Genomic DNA, 25,859 nt, shown 5'->3' on the forward strand with positions numbered 1-25,859 from the left:
TGATTTAATTTTAATGTTTAATTTTAAATACCCATGCGTTTTTAAGATTAGTGTTTTTTGGTAATGAAATATTTAAACCATTTTCTGTTTGTTTATATGTTATTTCACCTTCAAATCCTAAAAGCTGAACATCTTTCACTTTTAATTTTGTAGTTGAAAGGTACTTAATATTAATATCTTTTGTAGGCGGAATTAAAATAGTTGCGTAAACAAAACCATTTCTTGTAGTAAAACGAATATCCTCCTCTGTAAAGCCTTTATTTTTGCCTTCAGAAAGGTGCCCAGTTTCTGTTTTTGTTGGTCCTTCACCATAAATATCATAATATTTAGAGCCGTAAACAGCTTCTCCATTTATTTTTAACCACTCGCCTATTTCTAACAAAGTTCTCTTTTGATCATCTGGAATAATTCCATCTTTTCTTGGACCAATGTTTAATAATAAGCAACCATTTTTACTAACAATATCCATAAGATCTGCAATTAAGCTACCTGATGTTTTTGGAATCCAGTTTTTAGCGTAATACCAAGAATTTTTACCTATAGACGTATCTGTTTGCCAATAATCTTTACGTAATGAGTCCATTTTACTACGCTCTAAATCTAGCATGTGCGTACCTGGTTTAAAGGATTCATACCTTAAGTTTTTAGTTTGAAGCACTACATTTTTATTGCGCTTTAAACCTGAATTGTAATAATATGCTGCTAATTTTTTATGATATGGCGCAAACTCTGGACGGTCTAAATAAAAATCGAACCAAAGAATATCTGGTTGGTAGTTATCTATAATTTCTTTAGTTCTTGGCCACCAAGTATTAGCCAACCATTCTGCACTAGCAGGCGAATAAGGCTCATGCTGTGGTGCGTATAAAGCTGCAAACTCTGGGTTTCCAGTATCAAACCTATCACTTTGTGTGTAAAAATTCCAGTTGAATGCTAAGTGTGAACTTACACCACAAATAAGCCCTTGGTTTTTAATTTCATTGGTAAGTTCTTTTAAAACGTCTTTTTTTGGCCCCATAGCAACAGCATTGTAGGGTGTTATACTAGATTCATACAAAGCAAAACCATCATGATGTTCTGCTACTGGCACAACATATTGAGCGCCAGCCTCCTTAAATAAATCAACCCAAGCTTTTGCATCAAAGTTTTCCATGGTCCACATTGGTATTAAGTCTTTATATCCAAAAGTCTTAGGGTCTCCAAATTTTTCTTTGTGGTATACAGATGCTGGGTGCGGAATGTCATTTATTTTTTTTCCTGTGGTGTGGTCTACATGACCTTCGTCTAAATACATCCAACGTGGGTACCAATCGGTGTGTAATTCTGCCACAGAATTAGGTCCCCAGTGAATAAAAATTCCAAATTTGGCATCTTTCATCCATTGCGGGATTTCATATTGCTTTAAGCTCTCCCAGTTTTCTTCAAACTTAAAAGCCTTTTCAGCCTTTTTATTTTCTTCTTCTTTTGTTTTACAATTGAAACACATTAGTGTTATAAATAGTAATAAAAAAATGTTTTTACTCATTTTAGTTTAGTTTATCGTTTAAAAAAATTATAGTTGTCTCATATCCTGCCATTTTTCTTGAATTGAACTGTTGGGATCAGTTCTTTGAAATTTTGCTACATAGGTTTGCCATTCTTCCTCTCTTGGTAGTTTTTGCCATTTAGGACCAATTTCATCTAAATTAAAATCTGGTTTAGTATCCATTACCAAAATGGCTTGAGTTCCCGAAAGATAAATTTCCATATCTTTTACACCAACTGTTTTCATATTGTTGGTAATTTCAGGCCATGCTTTACCCATACTGTGTATTTCTTTATACTCTTCTATAAGCGCTTCATCTTCTTGCAATAACAAGGTCCAGACAAAGCGCTTTTTATCTCCAACACTTCTTTTTAATTGTCCTTCACGGGCATTAAAAATTTCTTTTTGTTCGAATTTATAAACTCTTTCCAAAGGCGCGTTTTCAAATGAAAATGATGTGTTTTCTTTCTGAAAAACGTCTTGAAAATCTATCTCTGAAATTATGCTTTTTAATGCACTATCTATACTTAAACTATGCAGTATTGGTATAGTATCTATAAGTAAAAAAAAGTCTTTTTCTTTTTGATAAATTTCAAATGAAAGTATACCAACTTCAGTTAATTTTTCTTGAATTTTTTCTGAATTCAATATATTACTGAATTGCGCCATGGTTTCTTTATCAGAAGTGATTAAATACGTAAATCTTCTGAACTGATTTTTCATTTAATTAGGCTTTTATTTTTACTTTATATCCTTTAATTCCGAAGAATAATAAATACACATAACATATTAATGGCATTATAAAGGCGTATTTAATGCCTGCTGTATCTGAAATGTAGCCCATTAAAGGCGGTACAATAGCACCTCCAACAATACCTAGCAGGAATACTGAAGAGCCCGTTTTGGTGTATTCCTTCAAATCTTTCATACTTAAACTAAAAATAATTGGGTAAATAATTGATGTGAAGAACCCAACAATTGATAAGCATGTTAATGAAAAATAGCCATTGGTAACTATAGCTAATGTTACCATTATAAACGCACTTATACTACAAAATACTAATACGTTTTGTGGCTTAAATTTCTTTAAAATATAGACTCCTAAAAGTCTTCCTAAAAGCACTAAGCCCATAAATGCTGTAATAAACTGCGCCGCTTTTTGCTCTGTTAATTCTGGTAAATTAAACCATTTGGCATATCTAATAATAAAACTAACAATACCTACCTCTGCGCCAACATAAAAAAATTCTGCACCAACACCATATAGGGTGTGCTTAAACTTCAAAATATCTTTTAATGGTTTTTTACTGCCTCCCTGTTCTTCTTTAATTACTGGTAATTTTGTAAAAACTACAATTAAAGCAATAATTACTAAAATGGCTCCTAGTACAATGTAGGGTGGTTTTACCAAATCTGCTTCGCCAGATAAAAACGTTTCTAATTGGCTTGGTGTAAAAGCATCAATTGTAGTTTGTGGTACATCTTCTTCATGTAAAAGTAACAATGCGGCCAATGATGGTGCTACAGTAGCGCCTACCGAACCTATAGCGGCTGCCATACTTAAACGGCTTGAAGCGCCTTCGGGATTTCCTAATTTAGTAATATATGGTGATGCCGTTACTTCTAAAATAGCAAAACCAGCTGCCATTACAAACAACGCTAACAGGAAAAATGAATATACGCGTGTTTCGGCTGCTGGATAAAACAAAAATGCTCCTATAGCTGCTATTAATAGCCCTACAATCATTCCCATTTTATAGCCTTTTTTCTGAATGTACCATCCTGCAGGTAACGCCATTACAAAGTAGGCACCAAAAAAGGCAGATTGTACTAATGAGGATTGAAAATCTGTAAGCTGGCAAGCTCTTTTTAAATGTGGAATTAAAACATCGTTTATATTTCTACTTAAATTCCAAAAAAACATTAATGCCATTACTATAATTAGTGGCACCAGAAATTGTGAGTAGTTGTTTTTTTTATCTTGCATTTAGTTTAAGTTTTAGTTTAGTTTAGTTTTTAGGTCTATTTGTAACAGTAACTTGTTACAGAGTCATAAATTTGTATTAATGATATGATAATGAAACGAGTTTAGCATGACAATACTTTCAATTTTATAATTCTATAATGGCTTTTATTAAATCTTTTTGTTCATAAAGTTTTTCAAATTCTGTGAGCACATCATCAAAATGTATTCTATGTGTTATAAATGACGAAGCATCTATTTTGCCAGCTTCTATTAACCTGATAATTCTACCAAAATCTTCACTCATGGCCGCTCTACTAGCTTTAAGCGTTAATTCTTTTTTATGGAACGAAGGATCGTGAAAAACAACATCTCCCATAAACAACCCTATAAAAACTATTGTTCCTCCTGCCGCTGCATATTTAAAGGTATTCATCATTGAGGTTTTATTGCCAGTAGCATCTAAAATTACGGTTGGTAAATCTCCTTTTAAAAGTGCCTCTAACTCTTCCTCTACATTTCCTAAAGCATTTATGGTATCTTTTACTTTTGTGATGTCCTTACACTTTTGTAGTTTAGCATCATCAACATCCATTGCAATCACTCGAGCACCCGTTAATTGAGCAAATTGAATGGTGCCTAAACCAATAGGCCCAACGCCAATTACCAAAACAATATCGTCTTCTTTAATATCAGCTCTATCAACGGCATGACAACCAATAGCTAGAGGTTCTATCATAGCCAATTGATCGTCTGATAGCGAATTAGTAGCATGTAAAAATTTAGCCGGATACACAAAATACTCTTGCATTCCGCCATCAACATGCACACCTAAAACTTGTAAATGTTCGCCGCAATTGGTTTTACCTCTGCGAACTGCTTGACCAATAATATCGTTGTAATAAGGCTCTACAGAGCATTTATCGCCTACAGAAACATTTGTAACATCATCTGCTACGGCAACTACTTCAACGGCTAATTCATGCCCTAAAATTCTTGGGTAGTAAAAAAACGGTTGTTGCCCTTTAAACGCGTGCAAATCTGTTCCACAAACACCAATTTTATTTACTTTAACCAAAGCGTTTCCTGATGTTAAAGTATCATTGGGTTTAGCAACATCTAGTTGCTTCCAGGTACCCGGTTCTTTTAATTGTATTGCTTTCATTTAGTTTGAGGTTTTAATACAAGCTGTTACTTCGTTGAATAATTCTTCGGAAAGTTTTCCTGCATTCCAATCATCTACTGTTGCTTTAATTTGCTCTGGTGTTCTTGCTCCCATCACTACTCTATCGGCTTCTTTTATTGAAAATAAATAGCGTTGTGCTAATGTTGCTAATGGCATATTATGTTTGTCTGCTATTGCTTTAACTCTTGTTGCATTTTCTAAATCCAATTGAGTTATCCATTCTCCATCTACACCTTCAGTTTTATATTTTTCAAAACGATTTCCTAAAAGCGAAAAGTGCAAAGCAGAAGCTGCATAATATGCTATTCCTTCGTTATGATAACTTTGAATTTCGCCATTAAAAGCTGAAAGATTACAAGCATCCATATGCAGGAAACCTGATACAACATCAAAATTTTCTTTAGTAATAAATGGTTTAAATGCTTCAGACGGATTTCCTCCTACACCTAATGAACTTACTAAACCTTGGGCTTTAAATTCTTTTAAAGTTTTCAAAACTTCGTCTATATTTTCCATTGGTACTAACTGTGGCTCATGTAAAAAAAGCAGATCAATTTTATCTAACCCTAAAGTTTTTAAACTGTTATCTAAGCTACGCTTCATGCCATCGGTACTATAATCTAGTTTCACTTCAAAAGCATCTTTACCTTTTAACCGCCCAATTTTAGTGCTTACAAAAGGTTTAGCGCCTTTCCATTCTCTTAATGCCATTCCTACATAATATTCTGCATTGGCATAAGATGGCGCAGTATCTAGAGCGGAAATTCCATTTTCAAAAGCATATAATAAAGCATCTATAGAATCACGCTGATCTACTTTTCCCCAAACGCCTCCTAAGCCTGATGTTCCGTAAACTAAACGGGTTTGATTATTAAAAGCTGGACTTATTGCGTGGTCTCCTGTTATATATGTTGGTTTCATAATTTACTTTCATTTGAGTGAGATACAAAATCCCACTTTGTGGGTTAAAAGTTTACGGTTGCACCGCCATCAACTGGTAAAATAACGCCGGTGATATATTTAGCGCCTTCTGAACTTAAAAATACTGCTGCATTACCAATATCTTCTGTAGTTCCAAAATGATCCATGGCAATTCTATTGGTTATTTGTTGTTTTCGTGCTTGATCTTTGTTAACTGCATTTAAAAACATACTAGATGTTATCCAACCTGGTGCTATAGCGTTTACACGTACATTATCTTTGGCGTATTCAGTAGTTAAGCTGTTAACAAGACCTGTTAAAGCCGTTTTAGATGCGCTGTAAGCTATAACTCTATCTATACCAAACAAACCAGCCATTGAACCTATCATAATTATAGATCCGCTTTTACGTTCTATCATATTTTTTGCGCATTCTCGGGTAAGCGCAAATACGCTTATTAAGTTGGTTTGAATGACGCGCTCAAAATCTTCATCTGTGGTGTCTTGAGCCCAAGCTTTATGGTGAATTCCAGCATTATTTACTAAAATATCAATACCACCAATATTGTTTTCAATATCTTCAACTAAGACTGGGATAGATGCTCTATCTGTAATATCATTTACTCTATAAAAAGCATTATCTCCAAGTTCTTTAATTGCCTCTTGTAGCACAGCTTCTCTTCTACCCGTTATAACCACTTTTGCCCCTGCTTGAACAAATGCCTTGGCAATACCTAAACCAATGCCTGTACCTCCACCGGTTACAAGAGCTAGTTTATTTTTTAATGAAAAAACGTTTAGACTCATTACAGCTTAATTTCGGTTAATGTATCATCAATAAAATTGAAGCCCCAACCTGGTAAATTATGAGGTTTAGCATAACCATCTTGAATTACCATAGGGTTATCAATTAATGGGTCTACCCAATCAAACGATTCTGCGCCAACACCGTTTGAAATAGTGCATAACAATGGCACATCATAATCTTTATAATAGTGTGGTAACACAGGTAAATTGAAGCTTTGTGCTAATGCGGCACTTTCACGCCATTTTTCAACACCACCAATTCTTAAAATATCTGGTTGCCAAATATCTAAAGCATTTCTACTAGCTAATTCTCTTAATGGTAAGGTATCATATTCACGTTCTCCCATAGCTAAAGAAATTCCGGCCTGATTTTTTAATATTTCAAACGCTTGAAAATTTTGATGATTAACAGGTTCTTCAAACCAATTGATATTTAATTCTTTTGCTTGACGTGATAATTTCATGGCCGATGGTAAATCCATACCCTGGTTAGCATCCATCATAATATCTACTTTATCACCTACAGCTTCACGAACTAAGCGCAAACGCTCTACATCTGTACTTACTTTTGGCGAACCTACTTTTATTTTAACGGCTTTAAAACCTCTGTTGGCGTAATTGGTTACTTCTTCAATAAGTTCATCAATGGTGTAAGAAATCCATCCGCCACTACCATAAATGGATACTTTTTCTTTACACACTCCTAATATCTCGTGCACTGGTTGCCCTAAAGTTTTTCCCCAGGCGTCCCACATAGCAATATTTACAGCGGCTTGTGCCCAACGGTTAATGCCTTGGTTTCCAAAATATTCTCCTAAATGGTCTAGTTTATCATACACCAAGCCCATTTCATTGGTTTTATGCCCAATAATATGTGGTATAGCATCTTTTAATGCGCCTACTATGGCGTTGGGAGAATATTGAAATGATAATAAATAAGATTCTCCAACAACCCCATTTTCTAACTGAATTCTTAATACTAAAAATGAAATTTCAGTTAAGGTATGTGTAGCGTCTGATATTGGTTTTTTTAAAGTTGTTGCCGCTTTGTAAATTTTGGCGTCTTTAATTTTAATGTCTTTGGACATGTTTTTTTCCTTTAAAATTTAATTGATTAGTTTTTTGGTATTCACAAATTTATAGATAATGACATTGTATATTTTACACAATAACGCTATTTTTATACACTATTTTGGTGTTTGTTATATATAACGAATTAAAACTCACCCAAAAAGATATACTTTTAAATAATGAAGGCTAAATATCATGACATACGAAATTCACCAGGAAGTTCCTTTAGAGTTACTTTATTTGAAGATAATGAGTTTCCTGCCGCATGGCATTTTCATAAAGAATATGAACTAACCTATATCATTAAAAGTACAGGCATACGTTATGTTGGCAATAGCATGGACACCTTTGAAAATGACGACTTGGTAATGGTTGGTGCCAATTTACCACATTGCTGGAAAACTATTGGAGCGCAAACTGATGCTGTAAAATGTATTATTATTCAATGGGATGAAAGTTTATTACAAAATTGGCTAGATAAAGAAGAAATTCAACATATACACAAACTGTTAAAACGCTCTCAGCGTGGTATAAAATTTAATGTTTTATTTGCTAAAGCTTTAAAAGAAGATCTTTTACAGTTAATAAACGCCCAATCATTTGACCGGTTAATTTTATTTTTACAAATTCTACAAAAGCTAGCTACTACAAATGCGTTTGAAATATTAGCAGGTTCTAGTTTTTCTGAAAGTTTATCATCTACCGAAAGTGAACGTATAAATATTATTTACACGTACTTAAAGGAACATCATTTAGACAAAATTACTTTAAATGATATTGCTAACGAAGTTGCCATGAGTAACGATACATTCTGCAGATTTTTCAAAAAAACCTTTAACACCTCATTCTTTTCATTTTTAAACGAATACAAAGTAAGTATTGCCAGTAAAATGCTTATTGATACTGATCTTTCAGTTTCTGAAATTGGTTATGAAACAGGCTATAATAACTTAACTTTTTTCCACAGACAATTTCAAAAACACATGGGTATGTCTCCTTCAAAATATAGAAAAGCTTACAGACGTATTCCTATTGCTTCAGTTTAAATACTCTAGTAGACACTTTTTCAGGTGTTGGAAAATCTTCAGGAATTGTAATGGTTACTTCTCCTGTAGCTGCCCACTCTGTTCCTCTTAACAAGGTTGTAATAAAGCCTACACATTCAAATGCTTTGGTATCATGCCCTAAAGTTGTGTGAAATACGCGCCCTTTGTGATAATCAATAGTCATAAGCATAGGTTCTGCTCTATTAGATTTTGTACTTATAGCCGTACCAAGAATGGTAACATTTTCAGCAGGCCCTCTAAGTTTAGCATAACACTCATCAAAGGCATGCATCCAAGTTTTAGGTAAACCATTGGTTATTGGGTGTTCGGTATTGTACATACTCACTAAAAATTCTTCAGCTTTACCATGCGCTCCGCCATAACCTTCAGAAATAGAATCTTTAACAACTTCACCCGCTTCATTTACATATAAATATGGGCCATGTTTTTTGTTTCTATCCCAACCACCAATACCTATGGCTTTATTGTACGCTTTCCATTCTGGAAAACAATTATCGGCGGCATGCACAGTTACAAATCCACCACCGTTTTTTAAATAAATTTCAAAAGCCTTTTTAGTTTCTTCAGGCCAAGGTGCTGTACGCCATCCAAAATTTGAAATGACCACATCATATTTTGAAAAATTTGGTTTGAAATTGGGATCTGTTTTAGCTTTTTCAGTTTCAACACCTTCACCTGCTTTTGCTAAAGGTAAGTACTTTGCCTCTCTGGTACTTTTCCATAAAAACTCAGTTCTTGCAATATCAACTTTAAACAGGTTGGTTTCTTCTAAATACTGCTTCATCATAATGGTAGATTTTGGCCATACCGCATGATTGTTTTGACCATCAATTATTAAGACTTTAATTTTTTTCTTAGGCAAAGCGTTGCAAGCTGTATTTATTGAAATTAATACAATTAGTAAAATAACGTGTTTAAGTTTCATTTGTTTAGTTTAATTTTTGTGTTGCTAATTTAGTTTAAGTTTTTGTAACCTAATATTGTTTTTTGGTTTGAAATGTGCAACAAATGATTAATACCGTAGCAGTTTTATTGATGCCCTATTGAGGATATTTTTACACAATGTTAACCACTAGCCTTCTCTTCAAATTCGGGGCAATCCAATCGTATTTCAGTGGTTTTTAATTCTTTTTGAAGTAGGTTACAGTAATCTGTTCCGTTATTTTTTTGATAAAATGTGCATCCATAACAAGTACGTTGTACGGTCAAAATACCACTTCTATTTAGTTTATAAATAAGTTGACTTATTGTACTAAACAGACTTTCCAATTCGTTTTCATTGAATTTGTCTATCTGCTTTTTGAGAGGTATAGCAAAATCATTTGTTTCTGTTACCAATTTTTTTCCCATTTCGGTCAGCTGTAGTGAGTAGCTGCGGCTATCCGAAGATGAAAAGTCTTTTGAAACCATTCCTTTTTTGTCCAAAACCCTAACCGCATCGCTAATAGTTGGCTTGGTAACATTAAACTCTTTGGCTAAATGACTTACATTACACAATTCCTGTTTGTGGAATGCTATGAAAATTAGTATTTGAATTTGAATTGGGCTTAAGCCTACCAATTTAGCTTTTTCCCACAACAACACCTTAAACACTTCTGAAATTCGTTCCAATCCTGTAACGATTTTGCTAGACGTATCTATTTCCTGTTGTTTTGGGTTAAATAAGCTATTATCCATAAAAAAAGTCCCGTTTGTTTAACGGGACAAAGTTAGTAATCCTAATTAGATTAATCGCAATTTTCCATTTCAATGATGTGAAAGCCCACATTTTCAATAGATGAAATTATCTGTTTGGTAGCTTTTTCTATATGACAAAACCTGCATTCTTTTGCTGTTAGATGCTTTGTGGTGAACGGTTTTGCTTTTAGATATTGCTTTCCGAAACCAAAAATGGTTTCTTCATCAGTAATTTCATTTGGTACGAGAATGTCAAAATGCATTACTTTGCCGTCTTCTCGCTGAACGTAAGTATCCCAAACTGAAACTTTCATTTATTGTTTTTTAACGGTGTAAGGCAACGATAAATCACCACTTGCAATACCATACACTTCGTAAACGCCCAACATTGGCATAGTCCCATTGCTCGTGTTCACTTTCATAAATGCTGTAACACCATCATAGTTAAAATTTGATTGATTATTCATTCTATAGTTTGGAACAATGACTTTTATCGTATTTTCTATTGTGGTTACAGGAAATCCTGGTGAATCCATATACATGGGCATTCCTGGGTTGGTTGGTGGCAATACTACGGTTTTGTCTGCTTTTTTAAATTGTTTTAACGAAAGTCCTCCTGTGACTCTTTCATCTTTGGTCAAGACCACCCAATGTGGATGCCAAACAAGGCCGTCATTATTAAAAATTCTGTCGTTGTTCTCATCCCAAAGTGGTGTATCGTCAAAATCGGGATGCGATGTCAGTGCAAGTGCAACAATACCATCGGTTTTACCAAACCCTACGTCTGTTGGGTTTAAACTGGTAGGGAAGACATAGCCTAAAACTGGTGCTCCATCTAATTGTCCTGCTTTTGTAGGCGTTGTTTTTCCTGCCGTTCCGTTGACGTCCATTTCCCAAACGGTTATTTCCAAGTCAGATTTGTTTGTTACACGAACTTCTTTTATGGCGAAGTCGTCATTTTTATATCTGCTTTCCTGTGCACAGGCTTTTGTAGTGCTCAAAAGTATTGTTACCGAAAATAATAATAGTATTGTTTTCATAATTTTAGATTTTTTAAGTTAGGATTCCTATATAAAATAAGGAATCCTAACTATATGGTATAAAAAATTAGCCTTTTACATCTGCCATTGATGCACCAAAGTTGATATGTAAAGTATTTCCATTTGGTGTTACCAAAGCCGGAACAGACTCCACACCTGCATTTTCAGCTTCGGAAATTCTAGACCTGTCCTCGCCAATGTTAACGACTTCCACATTGTCAGCTCCGATTAAGTTTACTATGTCCTGTTCTGCACTTACACAAACTGGACAACCTGCGTGATAAAAAATTGATTTGCTCATTTTCAGAATGAATTTAAACTGTTATTGCATTATTGCTCTACAAATATAATAAGGATTCCTAACTATTAAAATTTTATTTAAGATTTTATGTTAATCCAAACTTACTATCTGAATAAAATGTAGCTCTAAATCTTTTATAATTATTAAATTAGAAAAATATGCTTGATCCCGTACACTTTTGAAAATCCCTTCGAATTTTGTATTCGGTTTATATTTGATAACTTTATGCAGCTAAGCGTATTTAAACTCGTTAACCACAAGTAAACAAAACTTACAAAAATTAATAATAAATTCAAGTTTTTAGATTTTAAAATACACTATTCCATTCAAAATATATTGATAACGTTGAAAAATGAAATTCCTAATTAGTAAACCACATCTGATTTTTTTTCTCACAATTCCAATCCTAATTTTAATTGGATTTTTAAATGGACATAAAATGACAAAGGAAACGTTAGATTTTAATATTCACGACACATATTTCGTTATAGCACATTTTAATTTAACAGCAAGTATTTGCCTACTTTATGGAGTAATAGGGTTTGGATATTGGATTATGCAAGCAACAAATAAAAAACTATCAAAATCACTGAATTGGCTTCACATTGGATTGACTTTGGGTGGTACTTTAGTTATATGGATTTTAACTCAATTTTATAGGACAAGAGTAATAACATATGAATTCAATAATAATAATTTCAATCTTGCAATAACTCTAACTATTTCGCTTATGTTTTTAGGACAAATAATTTACCTTATTAATATAATAATGGGAATATTGAAAAGCCAAAATAAAACCAGTTGCTAACAAAAAACTGCGTTAAAAAAAAGCAATTTTAAGCTAATTTTTCATCATGAGGCAACCCGACCTTTACTCTTTAGAAACTATAATAGCCGATATTTAAATCTAACGACCTAAATAAATTAATGTATTAACCATCTAAAATATTATTATAAATCAACATCTGTGAACTATCCTGCTCCAAGTAATCAACATACTTATTTTCTTGCTTAGCATCTATTATTCTTGCCTTGACTTTATCACCTAATTGAAGTTTTATTGTATGTCTTATTTTTTGAAAAATATCATTGTCCAGTATAGGCGTGATTACTTCGATTCGATGATCCAGATTACGAGTCATCCAATCTGCTGACCCTATATACATTTTCTCTACACCTCCATTGCCAAAAATATATACTCTAGAATGTTCTAAAAATCGACCTACGATGCTCGTCACATAAATATTTTCGCTTTGATTTTCTATTCCCGCAACAAGACAACAAATTCCTCTAACTAATAACCTAATTTTCACTCCGGCATTACTAGCCTTGTACAGCATCTTAATCATCTTTTGATCTTGAAGGTTATTGAGTTTTAAAATGATGCTTGCATCTTTTCCTGCCTTTGCAAATTCAATTTCAGATTCAATTAACTCAATAAATTTACGCCTTGAAGAGAAAGGAGATATTAATACGTTTTCTGGTTTAGGAAGAATTATTTTTCGCTCCAAAACTTGAAAAACCTGTAGTATCTCTTTTGTAATTTTATCATTTGCGGTTAGCAATCCAAAGTCTGTATAAATACGAGACGTTTTCTCATTAAAATTTCCTGTACCTATATAGGCATACCCTTTATTTTTATTATTCTCAAGACGTTCGATGTGCATGACCTTAGAATGTACTTTTATTCCTGGGTAACTATAAATCACATTTGCACCATGCTCTTCAAGTTTCTTTCCCCATTTAATATTATTAGCTTCATCAAACCTAGCTTTAGTTTCAATGAAGACCACCACCTCTTTTCCATTCTTAACAGCTTTTAATAACGCTTTAGCAATAGCAGAATCTTTTGAAACCCTATACAAGGTCATTCTGATAGTAATTACATTTAAATCTTCAGCAGCTTGCTCCACAAAGCAAACTACATCATCAAAAGACTCATACGGAAAATATAGCAAACGATCTTTCGTTTTGATTAGGTCAAACAAATTATTAGCATTGGCAAGTTCTATTTGCCTTTTAGGTTGGATTGACACGTATGACAGTTGTTCATTAGTAGGATTAGGGAATTTAAAGAAGTCTTTAAAGTTATGATAAACACCACCAAATACTATATCTGTATCATTAATATCAAGTATTTTTTTTAGTTCTAAAAGCATTTCATCTGGTATTCTACTGTCAATTAATGCTCTAGTGATTTGTCCAGTGTTACGATTGGAAAGTGAATTTTCGATTTTTTGTAATAAATTCCCTGAGTATTCGTCTTCAATGTATAATTCAGCATCCCTAGATATTTTAACACTATAAAAAGTTTCCTGATACAGTTGAAAAAACTGGTATTTCAATAAGTCGTCAACAAAGCTAATATGATGTTGATTATTGGAACTAGGAAAGACTACAAAACGTGGGCTATCTTCTGGAATTTTAACCCAAACCAAATTTTTGTTATTGGTCATAGCCACTAGGTATAGCTTCTCATTTTCTAGAAAAAAACGATCTTTATTTTTATCTAAATCTAATTTTAAAGTGAGTAGTAGTGTGAGGTGCTTTTGAAAATAATCTTTTACAAAGTGCTGTTCTTCGCTATTATAATCTTCAGAAGAAATTAAGGTAATGTTTTTTTGCTTTAATTCAGGTAAAATCTGCTCTCTATATATTTTACCAAATTCTTCTTGTTGCACAAATACTTCCTTTTTAATCTCTTTTAAAAGCCTATTAGGTTTGGTAATCAATTTTTTCCTTAATGATTTATCAAGCTTTTTTATCTGCCTAATATTGGAAACCCTAACAGTAAAAAACTCATCGAGATTTGAAGAGAATATAGCCAGGAATTTGAGTCTTTCATATAATGGATTTCTCAGGTCTGCAGCTTCTTGTAAAACGCGATGGTTAAACCTTAACCACGATAGGTCTCGATTAAAAAATTTAGTACTATGAAAAGCCATACTTTTTTTAGTAAATTTACTAAAATATGTATTCAATAACCTACTAAGTTCAAATACACCAAAACTTAACATAAAATTAAAATTGCACATTTTTGCTAAAAGAATTCTCAAAATGTTCTTTACCTCTAGCATTAAACTTCTTAATGCTACTATGAATTATAAAAACTGGGTTTTAACTATATTAAAACAACATATACTGCTAAAAACCAGAATTTTATTTATTTCAAATTGATTTAATTGTATATTTAAACTCTTCCTTTTAATTAATACTGTAGCACTTTCAAACAAGACATGCAAATGTAGATGACTCCAAATTTCAATCATTTCAAGTTCATTTTGATTCAAAGGGTAATATAAAAAAGGTATATATGTTCCTTTAGATGACTCTAAATTTGAGAATTATGTATATCGAAAACCCTGAACAGTAGTTTAGGTTTGGTTATCCAACGCTATGACTGCAAGGTCATTATTTAAATAAAAAGAGAAAAAAATCAAGGCAGCACAATATATAAAAATAATAGCATGTTTATCGCTAAAAGGATGGTAGATAAATATAAAAAAGGTCTGTTTTTAACCGAAAAGTTAGTGTTATTAAATCTGCTACTATTTTTATGCAAGAGATTTCAAAGAATATCTTAAACAGAAAACCACTTGATTTATATTTCAAGTGGTTTTTTTTAAAGTTAAATTATTTTTTAATGGGTATAGACCACGAATGAGCAATTACTTTCCACATATCATTTACTAATATCCAAGTCACTGAATAACTTCCTTGACCAATTATTTTTCCATCTAATAATGCAACATCTTTAAAAAACCCATATTCAAAAGCAATTTTTTCATCAATTATCAGTTCGTCTGCCTCAAATACAACATCTACTTTGCCTAAACCGCCTTTCATAAATTCAAGAATATTAATATTTCCTTGAACTGTAGGCTTATTGGGTGGAAAAATCAACGCATTATCTGCATATACGTTTTTAAAGGTTTCTAATTTGGCATTGTGCCATGCGTCTGTCCAAACTTGCATTGTTGGTTTGCTTTGAGCCATTGTAATACTTGATTTAAATAGGGTTAAAATTAAAATATATTTCATCTGTTATCTTTGAAAATAAGCGAATCCCGCATCAGTTCCACCACCAGAAAGAGCTATACTAATATTTAAATGTGCAATCGCTTCTAAATAACGTGCGTTTTTAATGCCATTAACTACCAAACCATTAAAACCTATTTCATCTGCTAATTGCTTAATTGTAATTGCAGCTTCCTTATCATTAGAGGCAACAAAAGCCGTTTGTTTCTGACCATTAAATACTTGCTTGTCGGTTTTCATCACATCCGCAAAAATGGTATTAAATGCCTTTACAACTTTGGACTTTGGTAGTAAGCGTGCTGTCCGTTCGCCACTACTATCTTCACCCAAAAATATTGGCGACCAATCGTCAAGATTAATAGCGTTTGTAATATCAACTACAATTTTATTTTTTAAGGCTTCTTCATTAGTGGTTAAAACGCTTTCCATTGCCTGATATGGAATCGCGAAACAAACAATTTCAGCAAAAGCGCAAGCATCTGAAATTGACAATTGCGTTTGTTTAGGGTTTTGCGTACCATATTTTACCGTATGACCTGCTTTTGTTAATAAATTTCCAAGACTTGATGCCACATTTCCAGCACCTACAAAACTAATCTCCATGATATTTCTTTTTTAATTCTTGATACAAAATTGTAGGTTTGTATTAAGATAACCAAACAGAAAGCAACTAACAAAAAGGTTAGTATGAGAAAAAAATCATCCTCGAATTTTGAAAATGAAAAATTTTTGGAATACGATTGCCCATTTATGACCACTTTAAGATTTATAGGAAAAAGATGGAAACCAGCGGTGTTATGGAAAATAAACGATGGTGTTGTAAGGTATAATCGTTTAAAAGAAGCTTTACCCTATATTAGTGATAAAATGTTATCTAGCACCATTAGTGAATTGGAATCAGACGGAATAATTAAGAAAATAATTTTTGATGAGGTTCCATTGAGAATTGAATATGTACTCACAGAATTTGGACAAACACTCATTCCTGTACTTATAGAAATGGATAAATGGGGAATGAAAACGAAAATGAAAATTAAAGAATAAACTACCTTAAATAATGTATAACCGCAATTATGGCGGATTCGACTGCGTCCGAATCAACTCGGAATTGCTAGGGCTTGTGTTTAATCCGAAAATAATAGCTAATTTAACCCGTAACTGACGTTTATAAAAGACCATTGTCATTCACTTGCGGTATATAGTCTGAACCGGAAATTTAAATTTTGTAACATTTATATATAATTAACTACTAATGTGTAAAGCCTGTTAGTTTTTTTCAATTTATTACTTACAAACGTCACAAGTTATATTAACAATCAACATATAAATAACATGAATACATCTAAAAAATTACATTATTGGTATATAATTATTGGTTTTATAATGATCATGTTGGCATTAGGATATTTTTTTGAACTTGGGGAAGCATTTGGTAAAGCTCTAGCGAATTAATAATGTTCATTTTTTTGAAGTTCTGTTAGAAAAGAATAGAGAATATATTTTGTGATTTCATAGTTGACGTCTTTTAATTAAGCATTTACACAACACAAAAGTCAAATCAACTATTTCATTTACAGTACTTTAAACACTTATTCGGTTAACACTTTTTTATTTATTTACCTGTTAACCACATTGTTAACCAAATTAAATCATATTAATTCAATTTATATGAACCCCTAAAAACCAGAAAACCTTGTAAATCATATGATTTACAAGGTTTTAATTACCATTGGTATTTAATTTTGTCGGGGTGGCAGGATTCGAACCTGCGACCTCCGCGTCCCAAACGCGGCGCGATAACCGGGCTACGCTACACCCCGAAAATGGTTATCTTAAAAAAAGCGGAGAGACCGGGATTCGAACCCGGGCAACACTTACGCGTTGACAGATTAGCAATCTGCTCCATTACCACTCTGGCACCTCTCCTATTATATTCATTTATGAACGTTAGCAATTTAAAATTGCGGTTGCAAATGTAACTTTTACTTAACAAGCACGCAACTATTTTTTCATTTTTTTCAAAAAAATTATTCAGGATATTCTATTCTTAAATGGTAAATGTTTGCTAGCTTTTGTTTTAGCACTTTTTTTATAGATTGAATTTCTTTAAAAGTAATGTTTGCATTTAAAAATTGCTCTTCTTCTACCTGCTTATTTATAATATTTTCAACAAAGGCATCTATTTTTGTTGATGTAGGTTCTTTTAAGCTTTTTGAAGCCGCCTCAATACTATCACACATCATTAAAATTGCGGTTTCTTTACTAAATGGTCTTGGGCCTGGGTAACTAAAATCTTTTTTATCTACAACTTCATAATCTTCTTTTTCCTTCATATAAAAATAATATACTACACTGGTACCGTGGTGTGTACGTATAAAATCTATTACCCTATCTGGTAGCTTATATTTTCTTGCAATTTCAATACCATCAATTACGTGGTTTACAATAATTTTGGCACTTTCTTTTGCTGAAAGCTCGTCATGTGGATTAATTCCGGTAGACTGGTTTTCAGTAAAATACGTGGGGCTTTTCATTTTACCAATATCATGATACAAAGCACCTACGCGCACCAACATGGCGTTAGCTCCTATTTCATTGGCTGAAGCTTCTGCTAAATTTGCTACATTTAATGAATGATGAAATGTACCTGGTGCTTTATTTGATAATTCTTTTAATAACTTTGAATTCGTATCGGATAACTCTAACAAAGAAACATCGGACACTAAACCGAATAGTTTTTCATAAGCATAAATTAATGGTTGTACAAAAAGTGTAGCTAAACCACATAATATAAACCATATAAATGTTTCCCATTGAATAGAATCTACACTGCCTTGATGTATTACAATAAAGGCAAAATAGGCTATAATGTAAATTAGGGTTATTTGCCCTACAGATATGAATAAATTGGCACGCTTATACAGTTCAGATACTGTTAAAATGGTTACAATACCTGTTATTATTTGTAAAAACATATACTCATAACTATTAGGCACAATAAACCCTAAAAGTAAAACTGTAAGTACATGTGTAAACAAGCCCAATCTAGCATCAAAAAAAGCTTTTAATATTAGTGGTAATACACAAATAGGCACCACATAAATAAACTTGGCATTGTAATTTACTACCAAAGTGGTTATAAAAATAAGTAACGCTACGTTAAAGAAAATAAAGGTTACTTTGGTGTTATTTTCATAAACTTTATTTCGGTATTTTCTTAAAAATAATAATAACATGAGCATGACCAATGACACTAATAATGCATAGGCAAATAGTACCCAATTGTAGTTTGAATCATTCCAAACCTGTGATTCGTATTCAGATTGTAATGATTTTAATTTCTGGTATTTATCGCCTTCAACAACTTCACCTTTTGAAACAATTAAAGTACCTTTTTCTACACCACCACGGGTATAAGACATTTTACTTAAAGCCTCTTCAATAGCTTTATCGGTTAACGATTTATTATAGGTTAAATTGGGTGTAATAATATCAAAAAACAACGATGTTATTTGAGGTTTGTATTGTGTTAACGAGGCAATTTTTAAGGCATTATCTATAATGCTAGACACTTGATTTTGCTGAACCAAGTTCGAATAAAAAGCATCTTGCTTTTTTGTTCTATTATCTAAAATAACAACAGCTCTATCAGCTTTAAAATCATGATTTTCGCTTAAAATACCAAAGGCATAAAGCTTGTTTAAAACATTTGTACCAACTTTACGTAATTGCGTTAATGTACTGGGGTTTATAGTATCTTTAAACACAACTTTAAATCCATCATTAAAAGCTTTGTTTACGCGTGGTTTTACAGTGTTATCAATATTAAAATATAGAGCTACACTGCTGGTTAAAAACTGTTTTTCGGTGCTTATCTCTTCATCTGTTTTTTTAATTGCAAAATCAAAAGGTGCTAATAAATTTTCAGATTGCCATGGTTTTCCATTTTCAAAATCATACTTAAATTTTCCACTTTTTGGAAACAAGTATACTATTAAAAATGTGGTAGATACAAATAGAAGACATTTATAAATTAATGAGTGGTTTTTATATAGTTTGTTTATAAAGTCTTTCATTAAAAAGTGATATAAATTTAAATTGTGCTATTCATTAAAGTAAAAACTATAAGCAACAACCTGTTATAACCTATTAGTTTTCACTTTAAAAAATAGTATCCGTTTCAAATGTAGTAAATTATTGTGTTTTTAGTTTTTTATAATAATAGAAACGTACTTAAATCTATTAAAAATTGATTATTTTCGTTGCAATTATTTCAAATTTTCAAAAAAATGGGTAAAGAAGTCGTAATTGTTTCAGCTGCTAGAACACCAATAGGTAGTTTTTTAGGTGCACTATCTACAATTCCTGCCCCTAAATTAGGAGCTATTGCTATACAAGGCGCTTTAAATAAAATAAACTTAAAACCAGAAATGGTTGAAGAAGTTATAATGGGTAATGTTGTACAAGCTGGTACAGGGCAAGCTCCCGCAAGACAAGCCGCTATTTATGCCGGCATACCAAATACTGTACCTTGTACTACAGTAAACAAAGTTTGTGCTTCTGGCATGAAAACTGTTATGCAAGCTGCACAAGCCATTGCCCTTGGTGACGCCAATATTATTGTTGCTGGCGGTATGGAAAACATGAGCTTAATACCACACTATTTGTACGCACGTACTGGCACTAAATTTGGCACAACAGCATTAATTGATGGTATGCAAAAAGATGGTTTAGTTGATGCTTACGACCAAAATGCTATGGGTGTATGTGCCGATGCTTGCGCTACCGAATATAATTTCTCAAGAGAAGACCAAGATACATTTGCTATTCAATCATACCAAAGATCTGCAGCCGCTTGGGATGCAGGTAAATTTAACAACGAAGTAGTTCCTGTTGAAGTGCCTCAACGTCGTGGTGATGCTATAGTTGTATCTAAAGATGAAGAATACACCAATGTTAAAATTGAAAAAATACCTAATTTACGTCCTGCCTTTACAAAAGATGGCACTGTAACCGCCGCTAATGCTTCAACAATAAATGATGGTGCTGCTGCATTGGTTTTAATGAGTAAAGAAAAAGCTTTAGAGCTTGGTTTAAAACCATTAGCTACCATTAAAAGTTATGCCGATGCTGCACATGAACCTGAATGGTTTACAACGGCTCCCGCAAAAGCATTACCAAAAGCATTAGATAAAGCCAACGTTAAAATTGAAGATATTGAGTTTTTTGAGTTTAACGAAGCTTTTTCGGTTGTAGGGCTTGCCAATATGAAAATTTTAGGATTAAATGATAGCAATGTAAATGTAAATGGTGGCGCTGTTTCATTAGGGCACCCGTTAGGATGTTCTGGTGCCAGAATTATAGTTACATTATTAAACGTTTTAGAACAAAATAACTCAACATTAGGAGCTGCAGCTATTTGTAATGGTGGCGGTGGTGCTTCTGCTATTGTTTTAGAAAGAAATTAATACAATTTAATGCAGTACGGAATTTGTAGTTTAAGCGTTGTTCCTTTAAGAAATGAGCCTGCCGATACCAGTGAACTTGTTACTCAAGTACTTTATGGTGATTTTTTTAAAGTATTAGAACAACGAAAACATTGGAGTAAAATACGCTTAGATTTTGATGCTTATGAAGGTTGGATTGACAACAAGCAATACATTGAAATTTTAGAGGAAAACTACAAGCAATTACAAAGCCAAACCTTAAAACTATCATTAGATTTGGTTGAGTTTGTACAAGATACTAATAACCAACTTCATCCGGTTTTATTAGGTTCTTGCTTAAATGGTTTACAATTACTAAATCATACTTATGATGGTAATACCACAGAAGGCGAAATATCTAAAGAAAATATAATTAAAACCGCTTTTTCTTACTTAAATGCCCCGTATTTATGGGGTGGTAAAACCCCCTTTGGTATAGATTGCTCTGGGTTTACTCAAATGGTTTATAAACTAAATGGTTATAAACTATTAAGAGACGCATCGCAACAAGCCACTCAAGGTGAAGCCCTAAGTTTTATTGAAGAAAGTGAACCTGGAGATTTAGCTTTTTTTGATAATAGTGAAGGTTTAATTACCCATGTAGGTATTATTATGAAAGATAATTACATTATTCATGCGCACGGTAAAGTTAGAATAGACCGATTAGATCATTCTGGTATTTATAACGTTGATAAACGTGCACACACACACAAACTTAGAGTAATAAAAAAGATTATATAAAATAAAAAAGCCGCTTTTAAAGAAAGCGGCTTTTTTTATGTTTTAAAAGAAACTTTTATTAGTTTCCAGACTCAATAGTATCTACAATTTCTTTCATTTCTTTTTGCTTAGCGGTTTCACCTAAAATACTATAAATATTCATAAGTGTTTTTGCTGCATTAAGATTTTCAGCATCCATTTCTAACGCTTTTGTTAAATAAGGAACAGCTTCTCTGTATAAATTTTGTCTTTCTTCTCTTAATTCATCATAACGTTTATCATCGGCAGCAGAACTTCCTAAACCGTTCATTTCTTTAATAATACCTTCTTCTTTACCTAAAATTAAAGCAGATAAGTTAATGTAAGCATTACTGTAACTTGGGTCTAATTCTATAGCTTTTTCATAGTAACCTTTAGCGGCATCATTATCTCCAGATTCTGAAGCTATAACACCTAAGTTATATTGTAACTCAGCATTATCAGGGTCCATTTGAGTTGCTTTTTCTAAAAGCTTTTTAAACTCTTCAGTATTTCCCATTTTAAAATGCACGTTAGCCTCAGATAATAATAGGTTAATATCATCAGGACTTTCGGCTCTTGCATCTTTCATAGCTTGTAATGCTTTTTCATCATCACCGTTACTCACATAAATTAATGCTATGTTTTTTACAATTTCTGGTTTTTTAGACTCAGTTGTTTTTTCAAAAGGCTTAATGTGTGTTTTAGCTGATTTTACAGATAAATCACGTAATTCTTTACTTTGAAAAACTTCTTCTTCTTGAGTAGTTTTGTTTACAGCATAATATTGCGTACCAATACCTGTATACCCTAAATCTCTTAATTGCTCATATAAATTTAAAGCTCTATCATATTCTTTTACGTTAACCGCTGTAGCAGCTGCGTAATATAAATATGCTGTATCTTTTTTTGTTACATTGTAAGCTCTTTCAAAATATTTTGAGGCTGAAGAAAAATCATTCTTCTCATAAAACCCATTACCTTTTTGTAGTAAAGCGTTTGTAATGTCTTGTTTTAATTTAGCAATCTCACCTGGGTAAGCTGTTTTTACATTACTAAGGTTTTCTAGAGCCGCATCAAAATCTGCTAAACTAGCAGCGCCATTTGCATACAATGCTTGCCCTTTTAAATAGTAAAATTTGTCTTTTAACTTGTCATCCATTGCAGACATTAAAGATTCTGCTTGATTAATTGCAGTTTTAGCTTCTGCAAAATTGTTACTTTTAATAGCTTTTTCTGCTGCTTTTAATTCTTTTTTTTGAGCAAATGAAAAGCTGCAAATTGCTAAAGATAAAGCTACAAGAGTTTGTTTCTTCATTTTTAAAAATATTATTTATTAATTATCAGTGTTATCGTTATTAGTATTATCAATAGTTGTGCCATCATTGGTAACATCAGTGTTTTCAGCACCTTCAGCGTTTTCCACATCATCTTCATCATGCATTACTTTTGCTACAGCGGCAATAGAATCGTTTCCTTTTAAGTTTATTAATTTCACTCCTTGGGTAGCTCTACCCATGGTTCTTAAATTGGCTATTTCTAATCTAATGGCAATTCCAGATTTATTAATAATCATTAAATCGTCATTATCTGTAACAGTTTTAATAGCCACTAAACTTCCTGTTTTATCTGTAACAGAAATGGTTTTAACGCCCTTACCACCTCTATTGGTAATTCGGTAAACAGCTTCTCCATCTTCGGGATCATCAATAAAAGTACGTTTTCCGTATCCATTTTCAGAAACCACCAAAACAGTTTCTTCTTGCGGGTTATTTATTGTTACCATACCAATTACTTCGTCTTTATCATGCGCAAGGGTAATACCTCTTACTCCTGATGCATTACGGCCCATTGGCCTGGTTTTAGCTTCTTCAAACCTAATGGCTTTACCAGATTTTAGTGCTAACATTACCTGGCTATCTCCGGTGGTAAGCTTAGCTTCTAGAAGCTCATCTTCTTCTTTAATAGTAATTGCGTTTATTCCGTTTGTTCTTGGGCGCGAATACTGCTCTAGCGCAGTTTTTTTAACTTGCCCATTTTTGGTTGCCATTATTACAAAGTGACTGTTTATGTATTCTTCATCTTTTAAATCTTGAGTACAAATGAACGCTTTTACTTTATCATCTTGCTCAATATTTATAAGATTTTGAATTGCTCTACCTTTTGAGGTTTTGCTGCCTTCTGGAATTTCATAAACACGCATCCAGAAACATTTTCCTTTTTGAGTAAAGAATAACATGTATTGGTGGTTTGTACCAACAAATAAATGCTCTAGGAAATCTTCATTTCTGGTGGTTGACGCTTTTTGGCCAACACCACCTCTGTTTTGCGTTTTGTATTCCGTTAACGATGTGCGTTTGATATAACCAGCATGCGAAATGGTAATAACCACTTTTTCATTTGGTATCATATCTTCTATACTTAAATCGCCTCCTGCATATTCTATTGTAGATCTTCGCTCATCGCCGTATTTATCTCTTACGGTTTCAAGTTCATCTTTAATGATATCCATTCTACGTTCTTTTTTATCAAGGATATCTTTTAAATCTTCAATAGTTTTTAATAGTTCGTCATACTCTGCACGTAATTTATCTTGCTCTAAACCTGTAAGCTGTCGCAAACGCATTTCTACAATTGCTTTGGCTTGTATTTCGGTTAGTTTAAAGCGCTCCATTAACTTTTCTCTGGCTTCTTCAGCGTTTGATGATGCTCTAATTAAAGCTATAACTTCATCTATATTATCTGAAGCAATAATTAAACCTTCTAAAATATGTGCGCGTTCTTCGGCTTTTCTTAATTCATATTGTGTTCTTCTAACAACTACTTCGTGCCTGTGTTCTACAAAATAATGTATTAAGTCTTTTAAGTTTAATAATTGCGGACGCCCGTTTACAAGTGCTATATTATTTACACTAAATGATGATTGTAAGGCTGTGTACTTGTATAGTTTATTAAGTACAATGTTTGGTATGGCATCGCGCTTTAAAACGTATACAATACGCATACCTTTTCTATCAGATTCATCTCTAATAGTTGCTATACCTTCTAGCTTTTTATCATTAACAAGGTCGGCCGTTTTTTTAATCATGTCTGCCTTATTAACTTGGTAAGGTATTTCATTAACCACAATACACTCACGTCCGTTTACCTCTTCAATGTTTGCTTTACCGCGCATTACAATACGGCCTCTACCGGTGTGAAAAGCTTCTTTTACGCCATCATAACCATAAATAGTACCTCCGGTTGGAAAATCGGGGGCTTTAATGTGCTGCATGAGCTCATCAATTTCAATATTGTTATTTTCAATATAGGCTATTGTGCCGTTAACAACTTCGGTTAGGTTATGTGGTGGCATGTTTGTTGCCATACCAACGGCAATACCAGAAGCACCATTAACTAATAAGTTTGGTATTCTTGTTGGTAAAACGGTTGGTTCTTGTAAAGTATCGTCAAAATTTAATTTATGATCTACAGTTTCCTTTTCAATATCTGCCAACATGTCTTCAGATATTTTTTGCATACGCGCCTCTGTATAACGCATTGCTGCAGGACTATCGCCATCTATAGAACCAAAGTTTCCTTGGCCATCTACTAACAAATAGCGTAAGCTCCACTCTTGTGCCATACGCACCATAGTATCATACACTGATGTATCACCGTGGGGGTGATATTTACCTAAAACTTCTCCTACTATTCTTGCAGATTTTTTATGTGCACTATTGGCTCTTACACCTAATTCATGCATACCATATAGTACACGCCTGTGAACTGGCTTTAAACCATCTCTTACATCTGGTAAAGCACGTGACACAATGACTGACATTGAATAATCAATGTAAGACGATTTCATTTCATCTTCAATGTTAATAGGAATCAATTTCTCTCCTTCTGCCATAAATAATCTATTAATATTTTTATGAGTTTTTCAAAACATGCTAATATAAGTATTTCAGGAGTGCTAATTACTGATTAATGTTAGTTTTTTAACACTATTTATTAACAATTTCGCACCCTTTTTTAGTTAATAAGTTAAAGTTTGA

General features: G+C 32.9%; 23 protein-coding genes and 2 tRNA genes. 5 read left to right on the top strand and 20 right to left on the bottom strand.

The window, feature by feature from the left end:
* Positions 1–10 precede the first annotated feature (10 nt).
* The 7 genes from ACYX4H_RS14555 to ACYX4H_RS14585 all read right to left on the bottom strand — a co-directional run bounded on the left by ACYX4H_RS14555 (position 11) and on the right by ACYX4H_RS14585 (position 7,489).
* Positions 11–1,525 carry an alpha-L-fucosidase gene (locus ACYX4H_RS14555; RefSeq protein ID WP_476236991.1) on the bottom strand — a complete coding sequence of 505 codons (1,515 nt, stop codon included), beginning with the start codon at positions 1,523–1,525 and terminating at the stop codon, positions 11–13.
* A gap of 27 nt (positions 1,526–1,552) precedes the next feature.
* Positions 1,553–2,248, bottom strand: coding sequence for an L-rhamnose mutarotase (locus tag ACYX4H_RS14560; RefSeq protein ID WP_476236992.1), 696 nt, complete (start codon positions 2,246–2,248; stop codon positions 1,553–1,555).
* 4 nt (positions 2,249–2,252) lie between these two features.
* Positions 2,253–3,512, bottom strand: coding sequence for an L-fucose:H+ symporter permease (gene fucP, locus ACYX4H_RS14565; RefSeq protein WP_476236993.1), 1,260 nt, complete (start codon positions 3,510–3,512; stop codon positions 2,253–2,255).
* A gap of 124 nt (positions 3,513–3,636) precedes the next feature.
* Positions 3,637–4,653: a zinc-binding alcohol dehydrogenase family protein gene (locus ACYX4H_RS14570; RefSeq protein WP_476236995.1), complete on the bottom strand. Its 1,017-nt coding sequence runs from the start codon at positions 4,651–4,653 to the stop codon at positions 3,637–3,639.
* Positions 4,654–5,595, bottom strand: a complete 942-nt coding sequence (locus ACYX4H_RS14575) for an aldo/keto reductase (RefSeq protein WP_476236996.1) — start codon at positions 5,593–5,595, stop codon at positions 4,654–4,656.
* Positions 5,596–5,639: 44 nt separating this feature from the next.
* Positions 5,640–6,401 carry an SDR family NAD(P)-dependent oxidoreductase gene (locus ACYX4H_RS14580; protein ID WP_476236997.1) on the bottom strand — a complete coding sequence of 254 codons (762 nt, stop codon included), beginning with the start codon at positions 6,399–6,401 and terminating at the stop codon, positions 5,640–5,642.
* A complete protein-coding gene (locus ACYX4H_RS14585) occupies positions 6,401–7,489 on the bottom strand; it encodes a mandelate racemase/muconate lactonizing enzyme family protein (RefSeq protein ID WP_476236998.1) in 1,089 nt (362 codons plus the stop codon). The genes ACYX4H_RS14580 and ACYX4H_RS14585 overlap by 1 nt, the downstream gene beginning before the upstream one ends.
* 162 nt (positions 7,490–7,651) lie before the next feature.
* Between ACYX4H_RS14585 and ACYX4H_RS14590 the strand changes: the two genes are divergently transcribed.
* A complete protein-coding gene (locus ACYX4H_RS14590) occupies positions 7,652–8,518 on the top strand; it encodes an AraC family transcriptional regulator (RefSeq protein ID WP_476236999.1) in 867 nt (288 codons plus the stop codon).
* Here the strand turns inward: ACYX4H_RS14590 and ACYX4H_RS14595 are convergent.
* The 5 genes from ACYX4H_RS14595 to ACYX4H_RS14615 form a co-directional block, all read right to left on the bottom strand.
* Entirely contained in the window at positions 8,502–9,464 is a 963-nt protein-coding gene (locus ACYX4H_RS14595) for a ThuA domain-containing protein (RefSeq protein ID WP_476237000.1), read from the bottom strand. The genes ACYX4H_RS14590 and ACYX4H_RS14595 overlap by 17 nt on opposite strands.
* 140 nt (positions 9,465–9,604) lie before the next feature.
* Positions 9,605–10,216: a MarR family winged helix-turn-helix transcriptional regulator gene (locus tag ACYX4H_RS14600; RefSeq protein WP_476237001.1), complete on the bottom strand. Its 612-nt coding sequence runs from the start codon at positions 10,214–10,216 to the stop codon at positions 9,605–9,607.
* Between the two features lie 50 nt (positions 10,217–10,266).
* Complete coding sequence (locus ACYX4H_RS14605; protein ID WP_476237002.1) at positions 10,267–10,530, bottom strand: DUF2024 family protein; 264 nt, start codon at positions 10,528–10,530, stop codon at positions 10,267–10,269.
* Positions 10,531–11,106 carry a hypothetical protein gene (locus ACYX4H_RS14610; RefSeq protein ID WP_476237003.1) on the bottom strand — a complete coding sequence of 192 codons (576 nt, stop codon included), beginning with the start codon at positions 11,104–11,106 and terminating at the stop codon, positions 10,531–10,533.
* A 217-nt stretch (positions 11,107–11,323) separates the two neighbouring features.
* The gene (locus ACYX4H_RS14615) at positions 11,324–11,557 is read right to left on the bottom strand and encodes a thioredoxin family protein (RefSeq protein WP_476237004.1); all 234 of its coding nucleotides are present in this window, start codon (positions 11,555–11,557) and stop codon (positions 11,324–11,326) included.
* A 352-nt stretch (positions 11,558–11,909) separates the two neighbouring features.
* Between ACYX4H_RS14615 and ACYX4H_RS14620 the strand changes: the two genes are divergently transcribed.
* Complete coding sequence (locus ACYX4H_RS14620; RefSeq protein WP_476237005.1) at positions 11,910–12,365, top strand: cbb3-type cytochrome c oxidase subunit I; 456 nt, start codon at positions 11,910–11,912, stop codon at positions 12,363–12,365.
* Between the two features lie 124 nt (positions 12,366–12,489).
* Here ACYX4H_RS14620 and ppk1 read toward each other — a convergent pair whose 3' ends face one another.
* The 3 genes from ppk1 to ACYX4H_RS14635 form a co-directional block, all read right to left on the bottom strand.
* On the bottom strand, positions 12,490–14,502 hold the full coding sequence (ppk1, locus tag ACYX4H_RS14625; RefSeq protein WP_476237006.1) for a polyphosphate kinase 1: 2,013 nt from the start codon (positions 14,500–14,502) through the stop codon (positions 12,490–12,492).
* Positions 14,503–15,190: 688 nt separating this feature from the next.
* Positions 15,191–15,598 carry a YybH family protein gene (locus ACYX4H_RS14630; protein ID WP_476237008.1) on the bottom strand — a complete coding sequence of 136 codons (408 nt, stop codon included), beginning with the start codon at positions 15,596–15,598 and terminating at the stop codon, positions 15,191–15,193.
* Positions 15,599–15,601: 3 nt separating this feature from the next.
* Positions 15,602–16,198: an NADPH-dependent F420 reductase gene (locus tag ACYX4H_RS14635; RefSeq protein WP_476237009.1), complete on the bottom strand. Its 597-nt coding sequence runs from the start codon at positions 16,196–16,198 to the stop codon at positions 15,602–15,604.
* A gap of 84 nt (positions 16,199–16,282) precedes the next feature.
* Between ACYX4H_RS14635 and ACYX4H_RS14640 the strand changes: the two genes are divergently transcribed.
* Positions 16,283–16,639 carry a winged helix-turn-helix transcriptional regulator gene (locus tag ACYX4H_RS14640; protein WP_476237010.1) on the top strand — a complete coding sequence of 119 codons (357 nt, stop codon included), beginning with the start codon at positions 16,283–16,285 and terminating at the stop codon, positions 16,637–16,639.
* Positions 16,640–17,340: 701 nt separating this feature from the next.
* On the opposite strand, the gene ACYX4H_RS14645 is transcribed toward ACYX4H_RS14640, so the two are convergent.
* The 3 genes from ACYX4H_RS14645 to ACYX4H_RS14655 all read right to left on the bottom strand — a co-directional run bounded on the left by ACYX4H_RS14645 (position 17,341) and on the right by ACYX4H_RS14655 (position 19,671).
* Positions 17,341–17,415 (bottom strand) — tRNA-Pro (locus tag ACYX4H_RS14645).
* Between the two features lie 22 nt (positions 17,416–17,437).
* Positions 17,438–17,521 (bottom strand) — tRNA-Ser (locus ACYX4H_RS14650).
* Between the two features lie 101 nt (positions 17,522–17,622).
* Complete coding sequence (locus ACYX4H_RS14655; protein ID WP_476237011.1) at positions 17,623–19,671, bottom strand: HD family phosphohydrolase; 2,049 nt, start codon at positions 19,669–19,671, stop codon at positions 17,623–17,625.
* A 213-nt stretch (positions 19,672–19,884) separates the two neighbouring features.
* Here ACYX4H_RS14655 and ACYX4H_RS14660 point away from each other — a divergent pair, with 213 nt between their 5' ends.
* Both ACYX4H_RS14660 and ACYX4H_RS14665 read left to right on the top strand, forming a co-directional pair.
* Positions 19,885–21,063, top strand: coding sequence for an acetyl-CoA C-acyltransferase (locus tag ACYX4H_RS14660; protein ID WP_476237012.1), 1,179 nt, complete (start codon positions 19,885–19,887; stop codon positions 21,061–21,063).
* A gap of 9 nt (positions 21,064–21,072) precedes the next feature.
* Positions 21,073–21,822 carry a C40 family peptidase gene (locus tag ACYX4H_RS14665; RefSeq protein WP_475296556.1) on the top strand — a complete coding sequence of 250 codons (750 nt, stop codon included), beginning with the start codon at positions 21,073–21,075 and terminating at the stop codon, positions 21,820–21,822.
* Positions 21,823–21,880: 58 nt separating this feature from the next.
* On the opposite strand, the gene ACYX4H_RS14670 is transcribed toward ACYX4H_RS14665, so the two are convergent.
* Together ACYX4H_RS14670 and gyrA are read right to left on the bottom strand one after the other, a co-directional pair.
* Positions 21,881–23,137: a tetratricopeptide repeat protein gene (locus tag ACYX4H_RS14670; protein ID WP_476237013.1), complete on the bottom strand. Its 1,257-nt coding sequence runs from the start codon at positions 23,135–23,137 to the stop codon at positions 21,881–21,883.
* An 18-nt stretch (positions 23,138–23,155) separates the two neighbouring features.
* Complete coding sequence (gene gyrA / locus ACYX4H_RS14675) at positions 23,156–25,714, bottom strand: DNA gyrase subunit A (RefSeq protein ID WP_476237014.1); 2,559 nt, start codon at positions 25,712–25,714, stop codon at positions 23,156–23,158.
* Between the last annotated feature and the right edge of the window lie 145 nt (positions 25,715–25,859).

The sequence above is a fragment of the Seonamhaeicola sp. ABD4_340 genome (assembly GCF_056312135.1).

Excerpts from the sequence above, each read along its gene's own strand:
- ACYX4H_RS14555 (WP_476236991.1), bottom strand. The coding sequence starts at position 1,525 with ATGAGTAAAAACATTTTTTTATTACTATTTATAACACTAATGTGTTTC.
- ACYX4H_RS14560 (WP_476236992.1), bottom strand. The coding sequence starts at position 2,248 with ATGAAAAATCAGTTCAGAAGATTTACGTATTTAATCACTTCTGATAAA.
- fucP (WP_476236993.1), bottom strand. The coding sequence starts at position 3,512 with ATGCAAGATAAAAAAAACAACTACTCACAATTTCTGGTGCCACTAATT.
- ACYX4H_RS14570 (WP_476236995.1), bottom strand. The coding sequence starts at position 4,653 with ATGAAAGCAATACAATTAAAAGAACCGGGTACCTGGAAGCAACTAGAT.
- ACYX4H_RS14575 (WP_476236996.1), bottom strand. The coding sequence starts at position 5,595 with ATGAAACCAACATATATAACAGGAGACCACGCAATAAGTCCAGCTTTT.
- ACYX4H_RS14580 (WP_476236997.1), bottom strand. The coding sequence starts at position 6,401 with ATGAGTCTAAACGTTTTTTCATTAAAAAATAAACTAGCTCTTGTAACC.
- ACYX4H_RS14585 (WP_476236998.1), bottom strand. The coding sequence starts at position 7,489 with ATGTCCAAAGACATTAAAATTAAAGACGCCAAAATTTACAAAGCGGCA.
- ACYX4H_RS14590 (WP_476236999.1), top strand. The coding sequence starts at position 7,652 with ATGAAGGCTAAATATCATGACATACGAAATTCACCAGGAAGTTCCTTT.
- ACYX4H_RS14595 (WP_476237000.1), bottom strand. The coding sequence starts at position 9,464 with ATGAAACTTAAACACGTTATTTTACTAATTGTATTAATTTCAATAAAT.
- ACYX4H_RS14600 (WP_476237001.1), bottom strand. The coding sequence starts at position 10,216 with ATGGATAATAGCTTATTTAACCCAAAACAACAGGAAATAGATACGTCT.
- ACYX4H_RS14605 (WP_476237002.1), bottom strand. The coding sequence starts at position 10,530 with ATGAAAGTTTCAGTTTGGGATACTTACGTTCAGCGAGAAGACGGCAAA.
- ACYX4H_RS14610 (WP_476237003.1), bottom strand. The coding sequence starts at position 11,106 with ATGGACGTCAACGGAACGGCAGGAAAAACAACGCCTACAAAAGCAGGA.
- ACYX4H_RS14615 (WP_476237004.1), bottom strand. The coding sequence starts at position 11,557 with ATGAGCAAATCAATTTTTTATCACGCAGGTTGTCCAGTTTGTGTAAGT.
- ACYX4H_RS14620 (WP_476237005.1), top strand. The coding sequence starts at position 11,910 with ATGAAATTCCTAATTAGTAAACCACATCTGATTTTTTTTCTCACAATT.
- ppk1 (WP_476237006.1), bottom strand. The coding sequence starts at position 14,502 with ATGGCTTTTCATAGTACTAAATTTTTTAATCGAGACCTATCGTGGTTA.
- ACYX4H_RS14630 (WP_476237008.1), bottom strand. The coding sequence starts at position 15,598 with ATGAAATATATTTTAATTTTAACCCTATTTAAATCAAGTATTACAATG.
- ACYX4H_RS14635 (WP_476237009.1), bottom strand. The coding sequence starts at position 16,198 with ATGGAGATTAGTTTTGTAGGTGCTGGAAATGTGGCATCAAGTCTTGGA.
- ACYX4H_RS14640 (WP_476237010.1), top strand. The coding sequence starts at position 16,283 with ATGAGAAAAAAATCATCCTCGAATTTTGAAAATGAAAAATTTTTGGAA.
- ACYX4H_RS14655 (WP_476237011.1), bottom strand. The coding sequence starts at position 19,671 with ATGAAAGACTTTATAAACAAACTATATAAAAACCACTCATTAATTTAT.
- ACYX4H_RS14660 (WP_476237012.1), top strand. The coding sequence starts at position 19,885 with ATGGGTAAAGAAGTCGTAATTGTTTCAGCTGCTAGAACACCAATAGGT.
- ACYX4H_RS14665 (WP_475296556.1), top strand. The coding sequence starts at position 21,073 with ATGCAGTACGGAATTTGTAGTTTAAGCGTTGTTCCTTTAAGAAATGAG.
- ACYX4H_RS14670 (WP_476237013.1), bottom strand. The coding sequence starts at position 23,137 with ATGAAGAAACAAACTCTTGTAGCTTTATCTTTAGCAATTTGCAGCTTT.
- gyrA (WP_476237014.1), bottom strand. The coding sequence starts at position 25,714 with ATGGCAGAAGGAGAGAAATTGATTCCTATTAACATTGAAGATGAAATG.